Raw genomic sequence first — 19,760 nt, forward strand, 5'->3', positions numbered from 1 at the left:
CCGGACCAGGCGCCGCTTCCACTCCCAGGGGGGACCCTCCGCATGACCGCCACCGCATCCGACGCCGCCCCGGCCGTCGCCCACTTCCGGTTCTTCGCACTCGAAGTGCTCCGCACCCGCCGGCTCGGGCATTCGTTCCTGCGGGTCACGTTCGGCGGAGAGTCCCTCGCGGACTTCCGTTCGGGCGGCTACGACCAGAGCCTCTCGCTCTTCCTGCCGCCCGCGCACGAGGAGCGCACCGTGCTCCCGTCCACCGACGAGGACACCTGGTTCGGCGCCTGGCGCGCGATGCCCGACGCCGACCGACCGGTGATGCGCTCGTACACCGTGCGCGAGCAGCGCCGTACGCCCGACGGCGTCGACGAGGTCGACATCGACTTCGTCCTCCACGGGGACCCCGCCGCGGCAGCGGCCGATGCCGCAGCCCCCGCGTCCCGCTGGGCCGGGCGGGCCGTCACCGGCCGCCGGATCATGGCGATCGGCCCGGCGGTCGCGGAGAACAAGTCCGTACGGTTCCAGCCGCCGGCCGGCACCGACGCGCTGCTGATGTACGCGGACGAGACCGCGCTCCCGGCGGCCGCCGCGATCCTGGACCGGCTCCCCGCCGGCATGCGGGTCGCCGCGTGGTTCGAGGTCCCGCACGCCGACGACCGGCTCGTCCTGCCGACGCTCGCCGACGCGGACATCACCTGGATCGTGCGGGAGAGGGGCGCGGGCAAGGAGCGCGCCGAGCGCGTGCTGGAGTCGCTCCGGGCGGCCGGACCGCCGGACGCCGAAGCTCCGTACGTCTGGCTCGCGGGCGAGGCCGGCACCGTTCGGGCGGTCCGCCGGCACGTCGTGCAGGAATGTTCCATCGACCGGCGCGCGGTGCGCTTCACCGGCTACTGGCGTCTCGGCGCGAGCGAGGAGGAACTCCTCGCCGAGGCGTACGCGGGCAAGGCGGCCGACGAGGACTCCGCGTCAGAGCTGTAGCAACTCCCGCTCCCCTCACCCCCTTTCAGCGATGGGCCCCGGCTTTCGGCCGGGGCCCATCGCCATTTGGCGTGGAAGTTAGGTTAGGCTAACCTCAGAATCACCTTCCCCGCCACCCCCTCTCTCCCCCAGCTACCGCTGGGTGGTAACCCCACCTGCCCGGAGGAACGTTGATGCGCTCGCATCTGCTGAATGAGACGACCGCGGACCTCTACCGGCGTTCCGTCACCGAAGGCGTCGAGCGCGTCGCCGCCAAAATCGCGACCACCGAGCGGCCCCACAGCGGCATATCCGTCGACGAACTCGCCCCGGTCATCAACGGGATCGACCTGGACCGGCCGCTCGAAGACCCGGCCGCCGTCCTCGACGAGCTGGAAGAGGTCTACCTGCGCGACGCGGTGTACTTCCACCACCCGCGCTACCTGGGCCACCTCAACTGCCCGGTCGTCATCCCCGCCGTCCTCGGCGAAGCCGTCCTCTCGGCCGTCAACTCCTCCCTGGACACCTGGGACCAGTCCATCGGCGGCACGCTCATCGAGCGCCGCCTGATCGACTGGACCGCGCAACGCATCGGCCTCGGCCCGGACGCGGACGGCATCTTCACCTCCGGCGGCAGCCAGTCCAACTTCCACGCGCTGCTGCTGGCCCGCGACGAGGCCTGCCGCACGGTCATGCAGAGCAGCGAGCGGCCGCTGACCAAGTCCGAAGTCCTGCCCAAGCTGCGCATCTTCACCTCCGAGGCAGGCCACTTCAGCGTCAAGAAGTCGGCCGCCATGCTCGGGCTCGGCTACGAGGCCGTCATCGCCGTCCCGGTCGACCGCAACCGCCGTATGGACACCTCCGTGCTCGCCCTGGAGCTGGAGAGCTGCGCCCGCGAGGGCCTGTTCCCGATGGCCGTCGTCGCCACCGCCGGCACCACCGACTTCGGGTCCGTCGACCCCCTCCCCGAGATCGCCCGCCTGGCCGCCGAGCACTCCGTGTGGATGCACGTGGACGCCGCGTACGGCTGCGGACTGCTGGTCTCCCCCACCCGCCGGCACCTGCTCGACGGCATCGAACTGGCCGACTCGGTCACGGTCGACTACCACAAGTCGTTCTTCCAGCCGGTCAGTTCCAGCGCGATGCTGGTCCGCGACCGCGACACCCTGGGCCACGCCACGTACCACGCGGACTACCTCAACCCCCGCCGCATGGCCGAGGAGCGGATCCCGAACCAGGTCGACAAGTCGATCCAGACCACGCGCCGCTTCGACGCGCTCAAGCTCTGGATGACCTTGCGCACCATGGGCGCCGACGGCCTCGGCTCGCTCTTCGACGAGGTCATCGACCTGGCCGCCGCGGGCTGGGACATCATCGACGCCGACCCGCGCTTCGAGGTGGTCGTCAAGCCCCAGATCTCCACCCTGGTCTTCCGTTACTCCCCCGGCTACCGCCGGGAGGTGACCCCGTCCGGAAGCGGCGTCCGCAAGGACCTCGTCGACGAGGCCAACCTGCACGCCCGCAAGGCACTGTTCGCCTCCGGTGAGGCCGTCGTCGCCGGCACCAAGGTGGACGGGAACCAGTACCTGAAGTTCACCCTCCTCAACCCGCAGACCACGACGGCCGACATCGCGGCCGTCCTCGACCTCCTCGCGTCCCACGCCGAGCAGTACCTGGGAGAATCCCTTGCAGTCGTCTCGTGAGCCCCGTGACCCCCTCCGGCCCCACGACTTCATCGGTATCGGCCTCGGTCCCTTCAACCTGGGACTCGCCTGCCTGACCGCACCGATCGACGAGCTCGACGGCCTCTTCATCGAGACGAAGCCGCACTTCGAGTGGCACGCCGGGATGTTCCTGGACGGCGCGCACCTGCAGACGCCGTTCCTGTCGGACCTGGTCACCCTCGCCGACCCGACCTCGCCCTTCTCCTTCCTGAACTACCTGAAGGACAAGGACCGGCTGTACTCCTTCTACATCCGGGAGAACTTCTACCCGCTGCGGACCGAGTACAACGACTACTGCCGCTGGGCCGCCGACCGCCTCGACAACGTGCAGTACTCCACCTCCGTCACACAGGTCACGTACGACGAGCAGGCCGGCCTGTACGAGGTCCACACCGACCGCGGCGAGACCCACCTGGCCCGCCGCCTGGTCCTGGGCACCGGCACCCCGCCGTTCGTCCCGCAGGCCTGCGCCGGACTGGGCGGCGACTTCACGCACAACTGCGCGTACGTGCAGAACAAGGCGGAGCTCCAGCAGAAGAAGTCGATCACGCTCGTCGGCTCCGGCCAGAGCGCGGCGGAGATCTACCACGACCTGCTGTCCGAGATCGACGTGTACGGCTACCGGCTCAACTGGGTGACCCGCTCCCCGCGGTTCTTCCCGCTGGAGTACACGAAGCTGACGCTGGAGATGACCTCCCCGGAGTACGTGGACTACTTCCACGCGCTCCCCGAGGAGACCCGCTACCGGCTCGAGAACCAGCAGAAGAACCTCTTCAAGGGCATCGACGGCGAGCTCATCAACGCCATCTTCGACCTGCTCTACCAGAAGAAGGTCACCTCGCCGGGCCCGGTCCCGACCACCCTGCTGACCAACACCTCGCTCAACTCGGCTGCGTACGACACCACCACGGGCACCTACACCCTGGGGCTGCGCCAGGAGGAGCAGGAGCGCGACTTCTCCCTCGCCACCGAGGGCCTGATCCTCGCGACGGGCTACAAGTACACGCTCCCGGAGTTCCTGAACCCCGTCCGCGACCGCCTCTCCTTCGACGGCCACGGCCGCCCCGACGCGGCCCGCAACTACAGCATCGACGTGACCGGCCGCGGGATCTTCCTCCAGAACGGCACGGTCCACAACCACTCCATCACCTCGCCCGACCTGGGCATGGCCGCGTACCGCAACGCGTACATCGTCGGAGAGCTCCTCGGCCGCGAGTTCTACAAGGTCGAGAAGTCCATCGCGTTCCAGCAGTTCGCGGCCCCGGAAGGCATGCAGGCATGAGCACCACCACCGAAACCCTGTTCGCGCGGAACGACGCCGTCCTCGGCAGCTTCGCGATCCGCCCGCTGGACCCCTTCGCCGACGCGGAGCTGCTCCACGGCTGGGTCACGCACCCCAAGGCCTCGTTCTGGATGATGCAGGACGCCTCGCTGCCGGACGTCGAGCGCGAGTACATGAAGATCGCGGCGGCCGAGCACCACGACGCCTTCATCGGCCTCCACGAGGGCCGCCCGGCCTTCCTGATGGAGACGTACGACCCGACGAAGCTGGAGCTGGTCGGCCTGTACGAGGCCCGGCCGGGCGACGTCGGCATGCACTTCCTCGTCGCGCCGGGCGAGCGGCCGCTGCACGGGTTCACCCGCGCCGTGATCACCACGGTGATGGCCGCGCTGTTCGCCGACCCGAGGACGCAGCGGGTCGTGGTGGAGCCGGACGTGGAGAACACGGCGGTGCACGCCCTGAACGGGGCGGTCGGCTTCGTCGCCGACGGCCCGGTCCGCAAACCCGAGAAGACGGCCCTGCTGAGCTTCTGCACCCGCGCGCAGTTCGAGGCGGCCACCGGCCTGACGGGAGCCTCGATATGAGCCTCGCCGACGCGATCTCGCACCTCTCCCCCGAACCGTGGGCCCGCGCGAACCGCGCGCTGGTCCGCAAGGCCCTGGCGGAGTTCTCGCACGAGCGCCTGCTGACCCCGAAGCCGCTCGGCGACTCGGTGTACTCGGTCCTGAGTGACGACGCCTCGGTCGAGTACCGCTTCACCGCGACCCTCCACGCCCTGGACCACTGGGCGGTCGACGAGGCCTCGATCACCCGCCGGCGGGACGGCGCCGAACTCCCGCCGGACGCCCTCGACTTCCACATCGAGATGCGCGAGTCCCTGGGCCTGAGCGCGGAGGTGCTGCCGGTCTACCTGGAGGAGATCTCCTCCACCCTGGCGGGCTCGGGATTCAAGTACACGAAGCCGCAGGTCCCGGCCGCCGTCCTGGCGACGTCCTCCTTCCAGGACATCGAGACGGGCATGACCGAGGGCCACCCCTGCTTCGTGGCCAACAACGGCCGGCTCGGTTTCGGCGTGCACGAGTACCTCTCGTACGCCCCGGAGACGGCGAGCCCCGTCCACCTGGTGTGGGTGGCGGCCCGCAAGGACGTCTCCACCTTCACGGCGGGCGCGGGCCTGGACCACGACGCGTTCATGCGCGCCGAGCTGGGCGAGGAGACGCTCGCGGCGTTCGCGGCGCAGCTGAAGGCCCTGGACCTGGACCTGGCGGACTACCACCTGCTGCCGGTCCACCCCTGGCAGTGGTGGAACAAGACCACGGTCACCTTCGCGGCCGAGATCGCGAACCGCCGCCTGGTCCTGCTGGGCGAAGGCCCGGACGCCTATCTCGCCCAGCAGTCGATCCGCACGTTCTTCAACACGACCGCCCCTGAGAAGCACTACGTCAAGACGGCGATCTCGGTGCTCAACATGGGCTTCATGCGCGGGCTGTCGGCCGCCTACATGGAGGCCACCCCGGCGATCAACGACTGGCTGCACCGGCTGATCGAGGGCGACGAGGTCCTGCAGTCGGTGGACTTCTCGATCATCCGCGAGCGCGCGGCCATCGGCTACCACCACCGCCAGTACGAGCGCGCCACCGACCGCCACTCCCCGTACCGCAAGATGCTGGCCGCCCTGTGGCGCGAGTCCCCGGTGGGATCGCTCCAGGAGGGCGAGCGGCTCGCGACGATGGCCTCGCTGCTCCACGTCGACGCGGACGGGAAGTCCTTCGTCGGCGCCCTGATCGAGGAATCGGGCCTGACCCCGGCCGAGTGGCTGCGCCACTACCTCCGGGCCTACCTCGTCCCGCTGCTGCACTGCTTCTACCAGTACGACCTGGCGTACATGCCGCACGGCGAGAACACCATCCTCGTCATCGAGAACGGCGTGGTGAAGCGGGCGATCTTCAAGGACATCGCCGAGGAGATCGTGGTCATGGACCCGGACGCGGTCCTGCCGCCCGCGGTCGAGCGGGTCCGCGCGGACATCCCGCAGGACATGAAGCTGCTGTCCGTCTTCACGGACGTGTTCGACTGCTTCTTCCGCTTCCTGGGCTCGATCCTCGCCACGGAGGGCATCTGCGAGGAGGACACCTTCTGGCGGGCGGTCGCGGACTGCGCCCACGCCTACCAGGACTCGATGCCGCAGCTGGCTGAGCGCTTCGAGCGGTACGACCTGTTCGCCGAGGAGTTCCAGCTGTCCTGCCTGAACCGGCTCCAGCTGCGCAACAACAAGCAGATGGTCGACCTCGCCGACCCGGCGGCCGCCCTCCAGCTGATCGGCACCCTCAAGAACCCCGTCGCGCCCTTCGCCGCGCGGCGGTGATCAGGGGGCGGGCGCGGCGCCGATACGGTCCCTCGCCGCCGCGCCCGCCCCGCCCCGTCATCCCCAGGGGACGTCCGGGGCCCGGTAGTAGGCGGTGCTCCGGGCGTCCAGCCTGGGGGCCTGGGCGGCCAGGCGCCGGCGGTACGAAGACCAGTTCTGCGGGCCCGGGCTCCAGCCCAGTTCCGCGAGGCCCAGGACCCGCGGGAAGGCCATGAACTCCAGGTCCGAGCGCGTCGCGATCGTCTCCGTCCACAGCGGCGCCTCGACGCCCAGGACCGCGGACTCCGGGACTGCGGACCCGGCCAGGTAGGACCCCGGGTTCCAGTCGTAGGCCCTGCGCACCGGGACGAAGCCCGCCCACGCCAGTCCCGGCTTCGTCGCCGGGTCGTACTTCATGTCCAGGTACAGCCGGTCCGCCGGCGACAGGATCAGCGGGTGACCCGCCTTCGCCGCCGCGGCCACCGCCGCCTTCTCGGCGGCCGGGGTCTTGTCGTGGCCCCAGTACTGGAGCACCGCGCCCGGCGCCGGGCGGGCCGTCGCCAGCTGGTGCCAGGCCACCACCGTCTTGCCGTGGCGCCCCACCACCTGCTGGGCCCGGTCCATGAACGCCGCGTAGTCCGCCGCCGGCGTCGAGTGCGCCTCGTCGCCGCCGATGTGGAGGTAGCGGCCCGGCGTCAGCTCGGCCAGCTCGCCGAGCACCTCGTCGATGAACTCGTACGTCCGCTCCTTGCCGACGCACAGCGAGCTGAAGCCGACCTTGATCCCGGTGTAGCGCTCGCGGGCCTTCCCGTCGCAGTTCAGCTCCGCGTAGGAGGCCAGGGCCGCGTTCACGTGCCCCGGCATGTCGATCTCCGGGACCACGTCCACGTACCGCTCCCCCGCGTACGCGACCAGGTCCCGGTACTGGTCCTTCGTCCAGTACCCGCCCGGCCCGCCGCCGACCTCGCTGCCGCCCCCGTACTCCGCCAGCCGCGGCCAGGAGTCGATCGCGATCCGCCAGCCCTGGTCGTCGGTCAGGTGCAGGTGCAGCGTGTTGACCTTGTACTGGGAAAGCTGGTCGACGTACCGCTTGACCTGCTCCGCCGTGAAGGAGTGGCGGGCGATGTCGAGCATGGCGCCCCGGTACGCGAAGCGCGGCGCGTCGGTGATCTCGCCGCCGGGCACCGTGCCCGGGCCGGCCACCGGCAGCAGCTGGCGCAGCGTCTGGCCCGCATGGAAGAGCCCCGCCGGGGTCCGGGCGGTCAGCGTGACCCCCCTCGGGCCGGACTCCAGCCGGTACCCCTCGGCGCCGACCCCCTCGGCCGCCTCGTCGAGCCGCAGCCGGATCCCGTCGCCGTCGGCCCCGTCGACCACCGGCAGCGGGAGCCCGGCGGGGCCCCCGAGCTGCTGCGCGAGGAGCTCGCCGACCCGGCGGACCTCCTTCTCGCCGGTCGGGCCGGTACGGATGACCGTGCCCTCCCCGACGGCGTACCCGGGGCCTTCGGCGCGTGCCGAGGCCGGCGCCGGCAGGAGCTGTTCGTAGGGGGCGAGGACGGCGGGGCGCTCGTCCCCGGGTCCGGCGCCGGCGCCGGGGGACGCGGCGCAGGAGACGGCCGCGCCGAGGACGAGGAGGGCGGCGAGCACACGTCGCAGGACTTTCATAGGGCAGGTATAGGCCAACTGGCCTGCTGGGGCCGGTGCGAGAATCGAAGGATGGCGGAAATCATCCAGAAGGACGGCACATGGACCTTCGACGGGGACGCGGTGCGTATCGTGCCCGGCCGCGACAAGGGGGTGGGGCTGTTGCGCCAGACGCTGGGCGAGGTGGTCGTACCGCTGCGCGCGCTCGCCGGGGTCAGTCACGAACCGGGCCGCAAGGCGGGCCGGTTGAGGCTGAAGCTGCGTGACGGCACCGATCCGCTGCTCCAGGTGACGGGCGGGCGGCTGCCGGAGGCCTCCGATCCGTACCGGCTGACCGTGGATGCGGACCGGACCGGGGTGGCGGAGTACTTCGTGGACGAGGTCCGCAATGCGCTGCTGCTGGACCAGGTGGACCCCGGCCCGGCGGACGCCTATCTGCTGCCGGGGCCGACCGTCCCGCTCACGGTGGCCGCGGGGGACGGGACGGTGGCCTTCGACGGGGACCGGTTGGCGCTGGACTGGAACTGGACGACGGAGGAGGCCAAGCGCTCCGGCGGGCCGCGCGAATTCCGGGTCGCGGACCTGCGAGCGGTGGAGTGGTCCCCCTCTAAGGGCCTGGACAACGGGTGGATCCGGTTCACGCTGGCGGGCGCCCCGGCGGCTCCCGCGCCCAAGTACGACCCGTACACGGTGGAGCTGTTCGGCTTCAAGAAGGACCCGCTGATGGCGCTGGTCGCGGCGGCCGTGGCGGTGCGGATGCCCCATCCCCGTGGTGACTCGGCGCCGGCCGAGGCCGCCCCGGCCCTGTCCGCGGCGCCGGTGCCGGAGCTCGCGGCCTCGGCAGCCGAGCCGACGGCTCCCGAGGACCACGACGCCCTGCTGCGCCGGCTGCGCGAACTCGGCCAGCTGCATCAGGGGGGCATCCTCACGGCCGAGGAGTTCGCCGCAGCCAAGCAGGCCATTTTGCGCCGCTTTTAGCCCTTTAGTGAGCGGATTTACGCATTCCGCTGGTCTGGACCAGATGGATCCTGCCCGATTTCGGGCAGGATCTTTGCGTTCCTGGCCGCGGCCCGTCAGTATCTACGGGTGCTCGACCGCCGCCCGTCTCATGACGATCTTGTCGACCACCTGGTGCGCAGCACCGCGCTGCAGCGCGGCGAGGCCGCCCGGGTGGTGCTCGACGTACTCGCGTACTTCGACGAGACGACCGAGGAATTCGTGCGCCGCCGCCACCGCGAGCTCCAGTCCGGAGGCGCGGTCAACGCGGACATCTTCGAGCGGATCGCGGCCGAGCTGCCGCACCGCGCCGTGGCGCCGCCGGAGCTGTCACTCCGGCAGCTGCGCCGCATCGTCTACGGCTGAGCGACAGGGCCGCCGGCAAGGCGCGGCGACAACAGCGGCAAGGGCAACCGAACTTCAGGAGGGGCAAGACTTTATGTGCGGAATCGTGGGTTACATCGGCAAGCGTGACGTGGCACCGCTGTTGCTGGAAGGCCTGCAGCGACTGGAATACCGCGGATACGACTCCGCGGGCATCGTCGTCAACAGCCCGAAGTCCCCTGCGCTGAAGGTGGTCAAGGCCAAGGGTCGCGTCCGCGAGCTGGAGTCCCGGGTGCCCAAGCGCTTCACCGGCACCACCGGCATCGCCCACACCCGCTGGGCCACCCACGGCGCGCCGAGCGACATCAACTCCCACCCGCACCTCGACGCCGACAGCAAGGTCGCGGTCGTCCACAACGGCATCGTCGACAACGCCGACGAGCTCCGCGCCAAGCTGCAGTCCGAGGGGGTCGTCTTCATCTCGGAGACCGACACCGAGGTCATCGTCCACCTGGTCGCCCGCTCCCAGGCCGACACTCTCGAGGAGAAGGTCCGCGAGGCCGTCAAGGCCATCGAGGGCACCTACGGCATCGCCGTCATGCACGCCGACTTCGCCGACCGCATCGTCGTGGCCCGCAACGGCTCGCCGGTCGTCCTCGGCATCGGCGAGAAGGAGATGTTCGTCGCCTCGGACGTCGCCGCGCTCATCGCCCACACCCGCCAGGTCGTCACCCTCGACGACGGCGAGATGGCCACCCTGAAGGCCGACGACTTCCGCACCTACACCACCAGCGGTGCCACCACCACCGCCACGCCGGAGACCGTGGAGTGGGAGGCCGCCTCGTACGACATGGGCGGCCACGAGACCTACATGCACAAGGAGATCTCCGAGCAGCCCGACGCGGTCGACCGCGTGCTGCGCGGCCGGATCGACGACCGCTTCAGCACCGTGCACCTGGGCGGCCTGAACCTGGACCCGCGCGAGGCGCGCGGCATCCGCCGGGTCAAGATCCTGGGCTGCGGCACCTCGTACCACGCAGGCATGATCGGCGCCGGCCTCATCGAGAGCATGGCCCGCATCCCCGCGGACGCCGAGCCGGCCTCCGAGTTCCGCTACCGCAACCCGGTCGTGGACCCCGACACCCTCTACATCGCCGTCTCCCAGTCCGGTGAGACGTACGACGTGCTGGCCGCCGTGCAGGAGCTCAAGCGCAAGGGCGCCCGCGTCCTCGGCGTGGTCAACGTGGTGGGCTCCGCGATCGCCCGCGCGGCCGACGGCGGCGTGTACGTGCACGCCGGCCCCGAGGTGTGCGTCGTCTCCACCAAGTGCTTCACCAACACGGTCGTGGCCTTCGCGCTGCTCGCCGTGCACCTGGGCCGGATCCGGGACCTGTCGGTCACCGACGGCAAGCGGATCATCGAGGGCCTGCGCAAGCTGCCCGCGCAGATCCAGGAGATCCTCGAGAGCGAAGAGGACATCAAGAAGCTGGCGGCCGAGTACGCCGAGGCCAAGTCGATGATGTTCATCGGCCGGGTCCGCGGCTACCCGGTGGCCCTGGAGGCCTCCCTCAAGCTGAAGGAGATCTCCTACATCCACGCCGAGGCCTACCCGGCCTCCGAGCTCAAGCACGGCCCGCTCGCGCTCATCGAGCCGGCGATGCCGACGGTCGCGATCGTCCCGGACGACGACCTGCTGGAGAAGAACCGCGCGGCGCTGGAGGAGATCAAGGCCCGCAGCGGCCGGATCCTGGCGGTCGCCCACCGCGAGCAGGAGAAGGCCGACCACACCATCCTCGTGCCCAAGAACGAGGACGAGCTGGACCCGATCCTGATGGGCATCCCGCTCCAGCTGCTGGCGTACCACACCGCCCTGGCCCTGGGCCGGGACATCGACAAGCCGCGCAACCTGGCGAAGTCGGTCACCGTCGAGTAGTCGCACCGATCGCGCAGAACGGCCCCCGGGGATTCCCGGGGGCCGTTCCCGCGTTCCGCCCGCGTACGTCGACCGCGGCGCCCTCGGCGCCCTCGGCGCTCAGCCCGCGGCGACCGCGCCGCTGCCGGAGGCCTTGTCCAGTGCGGTGGGCCAGTGGGCCAGCGCCGCCGTGGCGCCGTACCAGAACAGCAGCCCGGAGACGGCGGCCACCCAGCCGGCGGCCTTGGCGAGCCCGCCGCTGTCGGCGAAGGAGCCGACCGCGAGGAGCAGCAGGGAGAGGGTGAGCAGGGCGTACGTGCCCTGACCGAACACTCCGCTCGAGGCGCTCACCGCGAGGGTCAGCGCGAGCAGGGCGAAGAGGACCAGGAACAGTCCGGCCGCGTGTGCCGAAACCTTTCCGTCCGCCCCCGAGGCCCAGGTGAACCAGAAGGCGCCGAGGCCCGCGAACGCCGTGCCGTTGAAGCCGTTGCCGCCGCGGAATTCGAGGACTCCGAGGACGAACAGGGCGAGACCGCCGACGTAGGTCGCGAGTGACACGGAGTTGGCCGCGGACACGCCGCTGACGATGCCCGTGTGGCCGATACCGAATGCGAGAAGGGTGAGACCCAGGGCTATGTTCCCGAGGGTCGAAGTCGAGGCCGTGCTTCCCGCAGAGACACCATTGTCCACGGCGGGCTCCCTTCGATCTGCAGTTGTTTGCTGCGTCCCAGCAGCATTTATCTACCCTTTACACGGGGGTTCACAACCGCACAACCGACGTACAGCGGGTTACGGAATGACAACAACGGGTCGCTGTGCGCGCTTGGCCAGCCGGCCCGCAACGGACCCGAAGATCCGGCCCACGATCCCGTGCGTGGAGCCGACCACGATGGCGTCCGCCGAGTACTCGCGGCCGACCTCCTCCAGCTCGTGGCAGATGTCCCCGCCCCGTTCGACCAGGATCCACGGCACCTCGGCCAGATAGTCCGCGCAGGCGAGCTCCAGCCCCAGCACCTCGGTGCGGTGGTCCGGTACGTCCACGAAGACGGGCGGCTCGCAGCCGGCCCACACGGTGGTGGGCAGCCGGTTGGCCACGTGCACGATGATCAGGCCGGATCCGGACCGGCGGGCCATCCCGATCGCGTACGCCAGGGCGCGCTCACTGGACGTGGAGCCGTCGAACCCCACCACGACCCCGTGCCGGAAGGCCGGGTCGCAGGGATGACGTGCCTGTTCCGCCGCGCGCAGGTCGCTCGACGCGGGGTCGGCGAGGGGTTTGCGCTTGCGGTCCGCGGGTTCGGGGGATTCGTGACCGGCCATGGATGTCTCGGCGAAGGGGTCCTCGGGGGAAGGGACAAGGCGACGGGGCGACATTGGGCGAAAACGACGACTCAGGGTGACGGAGCTCTGTCCGGGAAGCATCTTCCCAAGCCCATACCCACCAGGGTACGGCGACACCCCTGTCCTGCACAGGGCATGCCGCCCTTGGAGAGCGTCCCAGGGAGCATGCCGGAGCGAGGGCTCCTTGGCAATGGCCGCTGCCCCCTACAGCCAGTGACGAGCGGCGGTGCGTGCCACCCGTGCGCGCAGTGACCGAGCCCCGCCGCGCACCGTTGGACAGGCGTCCGACCGCCCAGGAAGAGCCCGCAGGGAGCACGCCGTGCCCGGCCAACCGGTTCACCCCGTCCAGCCCGCTCAGCCGACCCAGTCCGTCCGTTCCGTCCGCTCCGTCCGGACCGCGCGGCACACCGACACGACCCCGCATTTCACCCCGGCCGCCGTTCACCCGTCCGTTCACCCGTCCGTGCACCCCGGCAGACGCTCCCATGGCGACCCCGCGGGTGACGTGGTGCGCTGGGCGGCCTTCAGCTGCCTGCTCGTCCCCGTGGTGCTCGTCGTGTACGGGACCTCCTTCGGCGGGGCCGCCGTCGCGACCCTCGGGCTGGCCGCCGTCACGGCCGCGTGCCGGGCGATGCTGCGCTACTCGGAGAAGGCCGAGCGGGCCGCCCTGGTCCTCGCGGAGAACCGGCAGCCGCCGGGCAGGCGCCGCCGGCGTTCGCACGCCGGGGCCGCGTCCGGAGCCGGCTCCGGGAGCCACGCGCGCCGCGGCTGCTACACGTCCGGTGGAATCTCCCCTGAGGACTGACTGATTCGCACACCCACACCCGCATGTTTTCAGCCAACTTCCCGGCACAGTGCCCGTCTTGCCGGAATGCCCCCTCAATCCCCCTACCACCAGCGACGACGGCGCCAGGGGGGCTCCGAGACCCTACGGGTACTGGCCATGGCCGGACGGCGAGCTTCCCACTCCGGTAGCGGAGTGGAACGCTTCCTGATCGAATGCTTTTCGCCAAGTTGCCAAGTCGACATAGCGCTGCGTGCTGAACTTGTCACGCCGACACCACGGGACGCAGTAGATTCGATCATGTTTTTACGGCGGGGGATCCACGTGCAAGGCCGAGGGGAAACGTGCAGGTGCGACCAGACCAAGGAGTCGCGACACCCAAGGGGGGCTTAGCCATGAGCCAGGATTCCACCGCCGTCGTCGCGGACGCCGGCAGGAAGCTCGCGGGGCGTCGCCGCAGGGAGATCGTCGCGGTGCTGCTGTTCAGCGGCGGGCCGATCTTCGAGAGCTCCATTCCACTTTCCGTGTTCGGCATCGACCGGCAGGACGCGGGAGTTCCACGCTATCGACTGCTCGTATGCGCCGGTGAGGACGGTCCGCTGCGGACCACCGGCGGACTCGAGCTCACCGCGCCGTACGGGTTGGAGGCGATCGCCCGGGCAGGCACGGTCGTCGTGCCCGCCTGGCGCTCGATCACTTCACCGCCGCCTCCGGAGGCGCTCGACGCACTGCGTCTGGCGCACGAGGAGGGCGCCCGGATCGTCGGACTGTGCACGGGAGCCTTCGTGCTCGCCGCCGCCGGTCTGCTGGACGGCCGGCCCGCGACGACGCACTGGATGTACGCGCCGACGCTGGCCAAGCGGTACCCGTCCGTCCATGTCGATCCGCGCGAGCTGTTCGTCGACGACGGCGACGTGCTGACGTCCGCGGGCACCGCGGCCGGAATCGACCTGTGCCTGCACATCGTGCGCACGGACCACGGCAGCGAGGCGGCCGGGGCACTGGCCCGCCGGCTCGTCGTCCCACCGCGCCGCACGGGCGGCCAGGAGCGCTATCTCGACCGGTCGCTGCCGGAGGAGATCGGCGCCGACCCGCTGGCCGAGGTCGTCGCCTGGGCCCTGGAGCACCTCCACGAGCAGTTCGACGTGGAGACCCTCGCCGCCCGCGCGTACATGAGCAGGCGCACGTTCGACCGGCGCTTCCGCTCGCTCACCGGCAGCGCGCCGCTGCAGTGGCTGATCACCCAGCGGGTGCTCCAGGCACAGCGGCTACTGGAGACCTCCGACTACTCGGTCGACGAGGTCGCCGGGCGCTGCGGGTTCCGCTCGCCGGTCGCCCTGCGCGGGCACTTCCGGCGGCAGCTGGGGTCCTCCCCGGCCGCCTACCGCTCGGCCTACCGGGCCCGCCGGCCGCAGGCCGACGTGTCCCAGGTCGCCGAGATCCAGGGCACCCCGGTACCGCACCAGCGCACTCCGCAGCCCCAGCGGGCGGCGGCGGCCCTGGCCGCGGCCGGCTCGACGGTGACGGAGCTGTACGCCCCGAACCGGGTCCTGCGCGAGCACGCGTAACCCTTCGCGGGGCCTGCTTGCCCGAAGGTCCCCCGCATCGGTCTTCACCGATGCGGGGGACCTTCCGCATAATCCGCATAAGCTGGGCCGCATGAACGATCGCATGGTGTGGATCGACTGCGAGATGACCGGGCTCTCGTTGACGGACGACGCACTTATCGAGGTGGCCGCACTGGTCACCGACTCGGAGCTCAACGTGCTCGGCGAAGGCGTGGACCTCGTGATCCGCCCGCCGGACGCGGCCCTGGAGACCATGCCCGACGTGGTGCGCGAGATGCACACCGCCTCCGGGCTGCTCGACGAGCTGGCCGACGGGATCACCCTCGCGGATGCCGAGGCGCAGGTCCTGGCGTACGTACGGGAACACGTGAAGGAGCCCCGCAAGGCTCCGCTCTGCGGGAACTCGGTCGGCACCGACCGCGGCTTCCTGCTGCGCGACATGCCCGCGCTGGAAAGCCACCTGCACTACCGGATCGTGGACGTGTCCTCGGTCAAGGAGCTGGCGCGCCGCTGGTACCCGCGGGCCTACTTCAACAGTCCCCCGAAGAACGGCAACCACCGGGCGCTCGCGGACATCAAGGATTCCATCGCCGAGCTGCGCTACTACCGGGAGGCGGTCTTCGTGCCGCAGCCCGGGCCCGACTCGGACACCGCCCGGTCCATCGCCGCCAAGTACACCCTGTCCGCCGAATAGGACCCGGCAGGACCCTCCGGAGACGGGTCGGGGAAAAAGGGGGGCGCGAGCACCCTCCCGGACCCTGTAACCTTTTCTTCGGCCGGTCGGTTTTCCGACCGGACATGGTGGGTGTAGCTCAGTTGGTAGAGCACCTGGTTGTGGTCCAGGTGGCCGCGGGTTCAAGTCCCGTCACTCACCCTGCGAGAGGGCCCCGGTACGCGAAAGCGGACCGGGGCCCTCTGCGTTTCCCGGGTCTATGGGACCCGCGGGACCCGCGGGACCCGCGGGACATACGAGACGCTTACGAGGACTCCCGCACCACCAGCTCGGTCGGCAGCACCACGGCCGCTTCCCCGGCCGCCCCGGCTCCTCGCGCCGCCCCCGCTCTCCGCGCCAGCAGCAAGCGCGCCCTGGTCCGGCCCATCTCCTCGATCGGCTGGCGGACCCTGGTCAGCGGCGGATCGCCAGGGCCCGGGCGGCGCGGTCGGGGACGTACCCGAGCTCGGCGACGGCGGCCTCGACGGCGGCCCTGGTGCGCTTGCTGACCTTGGGGGACCCGTTGATCACCCGGGAGACCGTGCCGCGCCCGACGCCGGCGCGCACCGCGACCTCCTCGAGCGTCGGCCGTCCTCTGCCCCGCCCGTGCCCGTTCATGGCTTCCTCCCGGTCTCCCCCACCTCGACTCGACGACCACTGCACCGGCCCGTTTCCGAATGCCTGCGCCGATCCCCTCGAGCCCCGTGCCACACCTTCCGACACCCTGCGCAGGGGATCTCGGCGGTCAGGCGCGGAAGGCGTCCGCGTGGTCCTCGGCCCAGGTTTCGAAGGAGCGGGCCGGGTGGCCGGTGAGGTGTTCGACGGCGTCGGTGATCTCGGCGGGCAGGCCGTCACCGGCGGCCCAGTAGTCGAGGAGTGCGTCGGCATAGGGGCCGGGTATGTAGCCGTCGACCTCGGACTTCCACTGCTCGGCGGTGACGGACTCGAAGGGCACCGGGGTCCCGAGAACCCCGCCGAGTATCGCCAGTTGGGTCGCGAAAGTCAGGGAATGCGGGCCGGTCAGGTGGTACGCGCGGCCTGCGAGGGCGGGGTCGGTGAGGACGGCGTAGGCGGCCTCGGCGATGTCGGCCTCGTGGACCGGGTCGCAGTAGGCGCCCGGGTAGGGCAGGTGCACCGCGCGGCCGGACTTCAGCGACCAGGCCCAGCCGAGGGAGTTGCTCGCGAAGGAGCCGGGGCGCAGCAGGGTGGTGTGCAGCGGGGAGGCCAGCAGGGCCTCCTCGACGGCGAGATGGGAGGCGGACAGCGGGCTGTCGGCGGCGCCGGGGCCGAGCACCGAGGAGGAGGACAGGAGCACGACGTGCTCGACTCCGGCGGTGACGGCCTCCTCGACGAAGGCGCCGATGGCGGCGGCCTCGGCGTAGAGGAAGACGGACCGGACACCGGCCAGGGCGCCGGGGAAGGTCGAGGGATCGGTGAGGTCGCAGTGGACGGCGCCCGGGGTGTCCGGCTCGCGGGAGGCGAGGCGGTGGGGGATGCCGTGGGCGGCGAGGAGGGAGACGAGGCCGCGGGCGACGGCGCCGCGGGCACCGGTGACGAGGATCGACATGGCGGGTTCCACTTCCTGTTCTTCTTGTTCTCGTTCGTGTTCCGGCGTGTGGCTCACGCTAGAATGAGTACGTGGCACAGATTCTGCACAACAAATATTCTGCGTCACACAGATAAATTTCAGGCATGGAGAAGCCGATGTCAACCGATTCCCCTCGTTCGAGTGACGCCCGTGATGAGTGGAGCCGCGCCGAGCTGCTCGCGCGCATCGTCACCGAGAGCCAGCGGCACTACGCCGACTACTCGCTCTTCAACCAGGCCATGGCCGACCACGTCGGCCTGCACCCCACCGACATGCAGTGCGTCGCCCTCCTCGACATGGAGCCCGGCCCCGTCAGCACCGGCGACATCGCCCGCCTCACCGGCCTGACCTCCGGCTCGGCCACCCGCCTCGTCGACCGGCTGGTCAAGGCCGGGATCGTCGAGCGGCACGCCGACCCCCACGACCGCCGCCGCTCCCTCGTCTCCCTCGCCCCCGAGGCCCGCCGGCGGATCGGCGAGGCCTGGGACACCCCCGGCCGGGCCTTCGGCGCGGTCTTGGAGGGCTACTCCGACTCCGAACTCGCGGTCATCGCCGACTACCTGCACCGCGCCGCCGAGGTCGGCCGGTCCCAGGCCCAGCGCCTGAACTCCGGCGGCTGACCTCCGGCGGCCGGCTTCCGGGCGCCGGTCTCCGGGCGCCGGCCTCCCCCGGGCGAACAGGGCCTACCGAAGCGGGCGTTCCACGGCTACGGTCCCGCCCAACGGGCAACAGTGCGCGCCGGAGACACGGGAGGGTCGGCGTGCGGATGGAGGTTGTCCGTGTCCGGATCCGCCGCCGCCCCCGGCGGCTTCCGCGGAGTGTTCGCACTCGGCGGCAGCGCCCTGCCCGTCTACGCGTTCCTCGCGCGGCTGCCCGCCGCGCTGTGCCCCATCGGGACGCTCCTGCTCATCAACGAACGCGACGGCATCGGCGACGCCGGCACCGTCGCCGCCGCCCTCTGGCTCGGCCAGGCCCTCGGCGGCCCGGTCATCGGCCGGCTCGCCGACCGGCGCGGCCACCGCCCCGTGCTCCTCGCCGCCTGCGCCGCGAACGCCGCCGTCCTGGCCGCCCTCGTCACGGCCGTCCTCGGCGGGCTGCCGCTGCCCGCCGAGATGGCCCTCGCCGTCGCCGCCGGGCTCACCGTCCCGCAGGTCGGCCCGCTGGCCAGGGCCCGCTGGGCGCACCTGGCGGGCGAGGACGAGGCCCTGGTCGGCGCGGCCCTGTCCTTCGACACCACCCTCGACGAGGTCGGGTTCGCGGTCGGGCCCGCCCTCGCCGGAATCCTGGCCGTGACCGTGCACCCGGCCTCCGCGCTCGTGCTCGCCGCCGGGCTGATCCTGCTCTTCGGGACCCTGTTCGCCGTCCACCCGACCGCGCCCGGCCCCGCCGGCGCACCGGCCAGGCGCTGGCCGCGGCGGCGGCGGGGCCGCTGGCGCAGGCGTACGGCCACCGGGCGGCCTTCGCCGTGTCCTGCGCGGCAGCGGCCGCCTCCGCGATGCTCGCGTGGGCGGCCGCCGGGCGGGGACTGCGCCTCAGCCCGCCGCCATCTCCTTCAGCCCCTGCTCCAGCCCTTGGGCGTCCATCACCGGAGAGACCTCGATCTCGGCGTGGAGCTCCGTGAACAGGCCCTCGAGCAGCGGCGGCATCTTCGCGCTGTCCTGCATGTCGAAGACGATCCAGCAGGTCCGGACGCCCTCGGAGAGCCCGAAGTAGGCGGCCTCCGGCTTGAGGGAATCCATGAGCTTCTTCATGACCTGGGGCAGGGCGCCGCTCTTGATGGACTCGTTGCCGGCCGGTGTGTCGATGTGGGCCCGGAGCATGACTCTCATGCCTGACTCCTTCCGTCAGGCCCACACTCGGCCGGGCCACGGGGACCGGCAACATCTCGGCGCCCATCCGGGACGGCCGCCCGTCTAGCGCGCCTGCCGCGCGCTCTGGATGTGGAAGTTGAAGTCCGTGTGGCCGAGGGTGCCCATCAGGCGGAGCCAAATGGGGAGGAGCATCTCGGTGCCGCGGGCCGTCTCGATGCCGCCGAGGTCCAGGACGCTCGCCTCCGGCCAGCCGAAGGAGTACAGCAGCTCGCGTACGGACTTCTTGGCGTCGGCGTCCTCGCCCGAGAGGAACACGGTGTGCTCGCCCGGCACACGGGCCGGGTCGACCATGATCTGGCAGTTCATCGTGTTCAGCGTCTTGACCACCCGCAGCCGCGGGAACGTCCGCTGGAGCAGCTCGCCCAGGCTGTCGTCGTCCACCGGGTCGAGGGTGGGCGGGAACCCGTGGGAGAAGTCCAGCGGGTTGGCGATGTCGATCAGCACCTTGCCGTCGAGGTGCGCGGCGTCCGCCTCCGTCAGCGCGGCGACGCTGACCTGCCCGCCGGTGGCGTTGACCAGTGCCTCGCCCTGCCGGGCGGCATCGGGGAAGGAGGCGAGGCCGACCTGCGGGTGGGCCGCCTGCCATTCGGCGTACTCGGTACGGGCGAGGGTGGCCCCGGGGTCCCGGGTGCCGATGACCACCTCGTGTCCGAGCGAGACGAGGCGGCCGGCCACCGTACGGCCGACGATTCCGGTGCCGAGGACTGCGTAGCGCATGACCA

Annotated in this window: 19 protein-coding genes, 1 tRNA gene and 1 pseudogene; 14 read left to right on the forward strand and 7 right to left on the reverse strand. The window is 71.1% G+C overall.

Features of this window, described 5'->3' with window-relative positions:
• The first annotated feature begins 42 nt into the window (after positions 1-42).
• The 5 genes from AB0I68_RS09465 (at position 43) to AB0I68_RS09485 (ending at position 6,322) form a co-directional block, all read left to right on the forward strand.
• Positions 43-972, forward strand: coding sequence for a siderophore-interacting protein (locus AB0I68_RS09465; protein WP_363176630.1), 930 nt, complete (start codon positions 43-45; stop codon positions 970-972).
• A 173-nt stretch (positions 973-1,145) separates the two neighbouring features.
• Positions 1,146-2,654 carry an aspartate aminotransferase family protein gene (locus tag AB0I68_RS09470; RefSeq protein ID WP_363176631.1) on the forward strand — a complete coding sequence of 503 codons (1,509 nt, stop codon included), beginning with the start codon at positions 1,146-1,148 and terminating at the stop codon, positions 2,652-2,654.
• Positions 2,638-3,957, forward strand: a complete 1,320-nt coding sequence (locus AB0I68_RS09475) for a SidA/IucD/PvdA family monooxygenase (protein WP_363176632.1) — start codon at positions 2,638-2,640, stop codon at positions 3,955-3,957. The genes AB0I68_RS09470 and AB0I68_RS09475 overlap by 17 nt, the downstream gene beginning before the upstream one ends.
• On the forward strand, positions 3,954-4,541 hold the full coding sequence (locus tag AB0I68_RS09480) for a GNAT family N-acetyltransferase (protein WP_363176633.1): 588 nt from the start codon (positions 3,954-3,956) through the stop codon (positions 4,539-4,541). Before AB0I68_RS09475 ends, AB0I68_RS09480 begins: the two co-directional genes overlap by 4 nt.
• Complete coding sequence (locus tag AB0I68_RS09485) at positions 4,538-6,322, forward strand: IucA/IucC family siderophore biosynthesis protein (protein WP_363176634.1); 1,785 nt, start codon at positions 4,538-4,540, stop codon at positions 6,320-6,322. The genes AB0I68_RS09480 and AB0I68_RS09485 overlap by 4 nt, the downstream gene beginning before the upstream one ends.
• Before the next feature lie 57 nt (positions 6,323-6,379).
• Here AB0I68_RS09485 and AB0I68_RS09490 read toward each other — a convergent pair whose 3' ends face one another.
• Positions 6,380-7,963, reverse strand: a complete 1,584-nt coding sequence (locus AB0I68_RS09490) for a beta-N-acetylhexosaminidase (protein WP_363176635.1) — start codon at positions 7,961-7,963, stop codon at positions 6,380-6,382.
• A 51-nt stretch (positions 7,964-8,014) separates the two neighbouring features.
• Between AB0I68_RS09490 and AB0I68_RS09495 the strand changes: the two genes are divergently transcribed.
• From AB0I68_RS09495 to glmS, 3 genes are all read left to right on the forward strand, one after another.
• Positions 8,015-8,920 (forward strand): DUF4429 domain-containing protein, encoded by a 906-nt coding sequence (locus AB0I68_RS09495; RefSeq protein ID WP_363176636.1) that lies wholly within the window; start codon positions 8,015-8,017, stop codon positions 8,918-8,920.
• Positions 8,921-9,028: 108 nt separating this feature from the next.
• Positions 9,029-9,304 (forward strand): hypothetical protein, encoded by a 276-nt coding sequence (locus tag AB0I68_RS09500; RefSeq protein ID WP_031150000.1) that lies wholly within the window; start codon positions 9,029-9,031, stop codon positions 9,302-9,304.
• A gap of 73 nt (positions 9,305-9,377) precedes the next feature.
• A complete protein-coding gene (glmS, locus tag AB0I68_RS09505; RefSeq protein ID WP_363176637.1) occupies positions 9,378-11,195 on the forward strand; it encodes a glutamine--fructose-6-phosphate transaminase (isomerizing) in 1,818 nt (605 codons plus the stop codon).
• Between the two features lie 99 nt (positions 11,196-11,294).
• On the opposite strand, the gene AB0I68_RS09510 is transcribed toward glmS, so the two are convergent.
• Together AB0I68_RS09510 and AB0I68_RS09515 are read right to left on the reverse strand one after the other, a co-directional pair.
• The gene (locus tag AB0I68_RS09510; protein ID WP_363176638.1) at positions 11,295-11,864 is read right to left on the reverse strand and encodes a GPR1/FUN34/YaaH family transporter; all 570 of its coding nucleotides are present in this window, start codon (positions 11,862-11,864) and stop codon (positions 11,295-11,297) included.
• Between the two features lie 99 nt (positions 11,865-11,963).
• The gene (locus tag AB0I68_RS09515) at positions 11,964-12,494 is read right to left on the reverse strand and encodes a universal stress protein (RefSeq protein WP_363176639.1); all 531 of its coding nucleotides are present in this window, start codon (positions 12,492-12,494) and stop codon (positions 11,964-11,966) included.
• A gap of 340 nt (positions 12,495-12,834) precedes the next feature.
• Here AB0I68_RS09515 and AB0I68_RS09520 point away from each other — a divergent pair, with 340 nt between their 5' ends.
• The 4 genes from AB0I68_RS09520 to AB0I68_RS09535 all read left to right on the forward strand — a co-directional run bounded on the left by AB0I68_RS09520 (position 12,835) and on the right by AB0I68_RS09535 (position 15,741).
• Complete coding sequence (locus AB0I68_RS09520) at positions 12,835-13,320, forward strand: hypothetical protein (RefSeq protein WP_363176640.1); 486 nt, start codon at positions 12,835-12,837, stop codon at positions 13,318-13,320.
• A gap of 374 nt (positions 13,321-13,694) precedes the next feature.
• Positions 13,695-14,867: a helix-turn-helix domain-containing protein gene (locus AB0I68_RS09525; RefSeq protein ID WP_363176641.1), complete on the forward strand. Its 1,173-nt coding sequence runs from the start codon at positions 13,695-13,697 to the stop codon at positions 14,865-14,867.
• A gap of 91 nt (positions 14,868-14,958) precedes the next feature.
• Positions 14,959-15,561 carry an oligoribonuclease gene (gene orn, locus AB0I68_RS09530; RefSeq protein WP_363176642.1) on the forward strand — a complete coding sequence of 201 codons (603 nt, stop codon included), beginning with the start codon at positions 14,959-14,961 and terminating at the stop codon, positions 15,559-15,561.
• 107 nt (positions 15,562-15,668) lie between these two features.
• Positions 15,669-15,741 (forward strand) — tRNA-His (locus AB0I68_RS09535).
• A 103-nt stretch (positions 15,742-15,844) separates the two neighbouring features.
• On the opposite strand, the gene AB0I68_RS09540 is transcribed toward AB0I68_RS09535, so the two are convergent.
• From AB0I68_RS09540 to AB0I68_RS09550, 3 genes and pseudogenes are all read right to left on the reverse strand, one after another.
• Complete coding sequence (locus tag AB0I68_RS09540) at positions 15,845-15,967, reverse strand: hypothetical protein (RefSeq protein WP_363176643.1); 123 nt, start codon at positions 15,965-15,967, stop codon at positions 15,845-15,847.
• Positions 15,968-16,005: 38 nt separating this feature from the next.
• A pseudogene (locus AB0I68_RS09545) lies at positions 16,006-16,197 on the reverse strand (LacI family DNA-binding transcriptional regulator); the annotation flags it as partial.
• Positions 16,198-16,324: 127 nt separating this feature from the next.
• Complete coding sequence (locus AB0I68_RS09550; protein WP_363176644.1) at positions 16,325-17,158, reverse strand: NAD(P)H-binding protein; 834 nt, start codon at positions 17,156-17,158, stop codon at positions 16,325-16,327.
• Positions 17,159-17,283: 125 nt separating this feature from the next.
• On the opposite strand from AB0I68_RS09550, the gene AB0I68_RS09555 reads away from it, so the two are divergent.
• Positions 17,284-17,787: a MarR family transcriptional regulator gene (locus AB0I68_RS09555; RefSeq protein ID WP_363176645.1), complete on the forward strand. Its 504-nt coding sequence runs from the start codon at positions 17,284-17,286 to the stop codon at positions 17,785-17,787.
• A gap of 159 nt (positions 17,788-17,946) precedes the next feature.
• A complete protein-coding gene (locus tag AB0I68_RS09560; protein WP_363176646.1) occupies positions 17,947-19,002 on the forward strand; it encodes an MFS transporter in 1,056 nt (351 codons plus the stop codon).
• Between the two features lie 78 nt (positions 19,003-19,080).
• Here AB0I68_RS09560 and AB0I68_RS09565 read toward each other — a convergent pair whose 3' ends face one another.
• The gene (locus tag AB0I68_RS09565; RefSeq protein WP_363176647.1) at positions 19,081-19,755 is read right to left on the reverse strand and encodes an NAD(P)-binding domain-containing protein; all 675 of its coding nucleotides are present in this window, start codon (positions 19,753-19,755) and stop codon (positions 19,081-19,083) included.
• Positions 19,756-19,760: the final 5 nt, after the last annotated feature.

The sequence above is a fragment of the Streptomyces sp. NPDC050448 genome, assembly GCF_040655295.1.
In the GTDB taxonomy this organism is placed as follows: domain Bacteria; phylum Actinomycetota; class Actinomycetes; order Streptomycetales; family Streptomycetaceae; genus Streptomyces.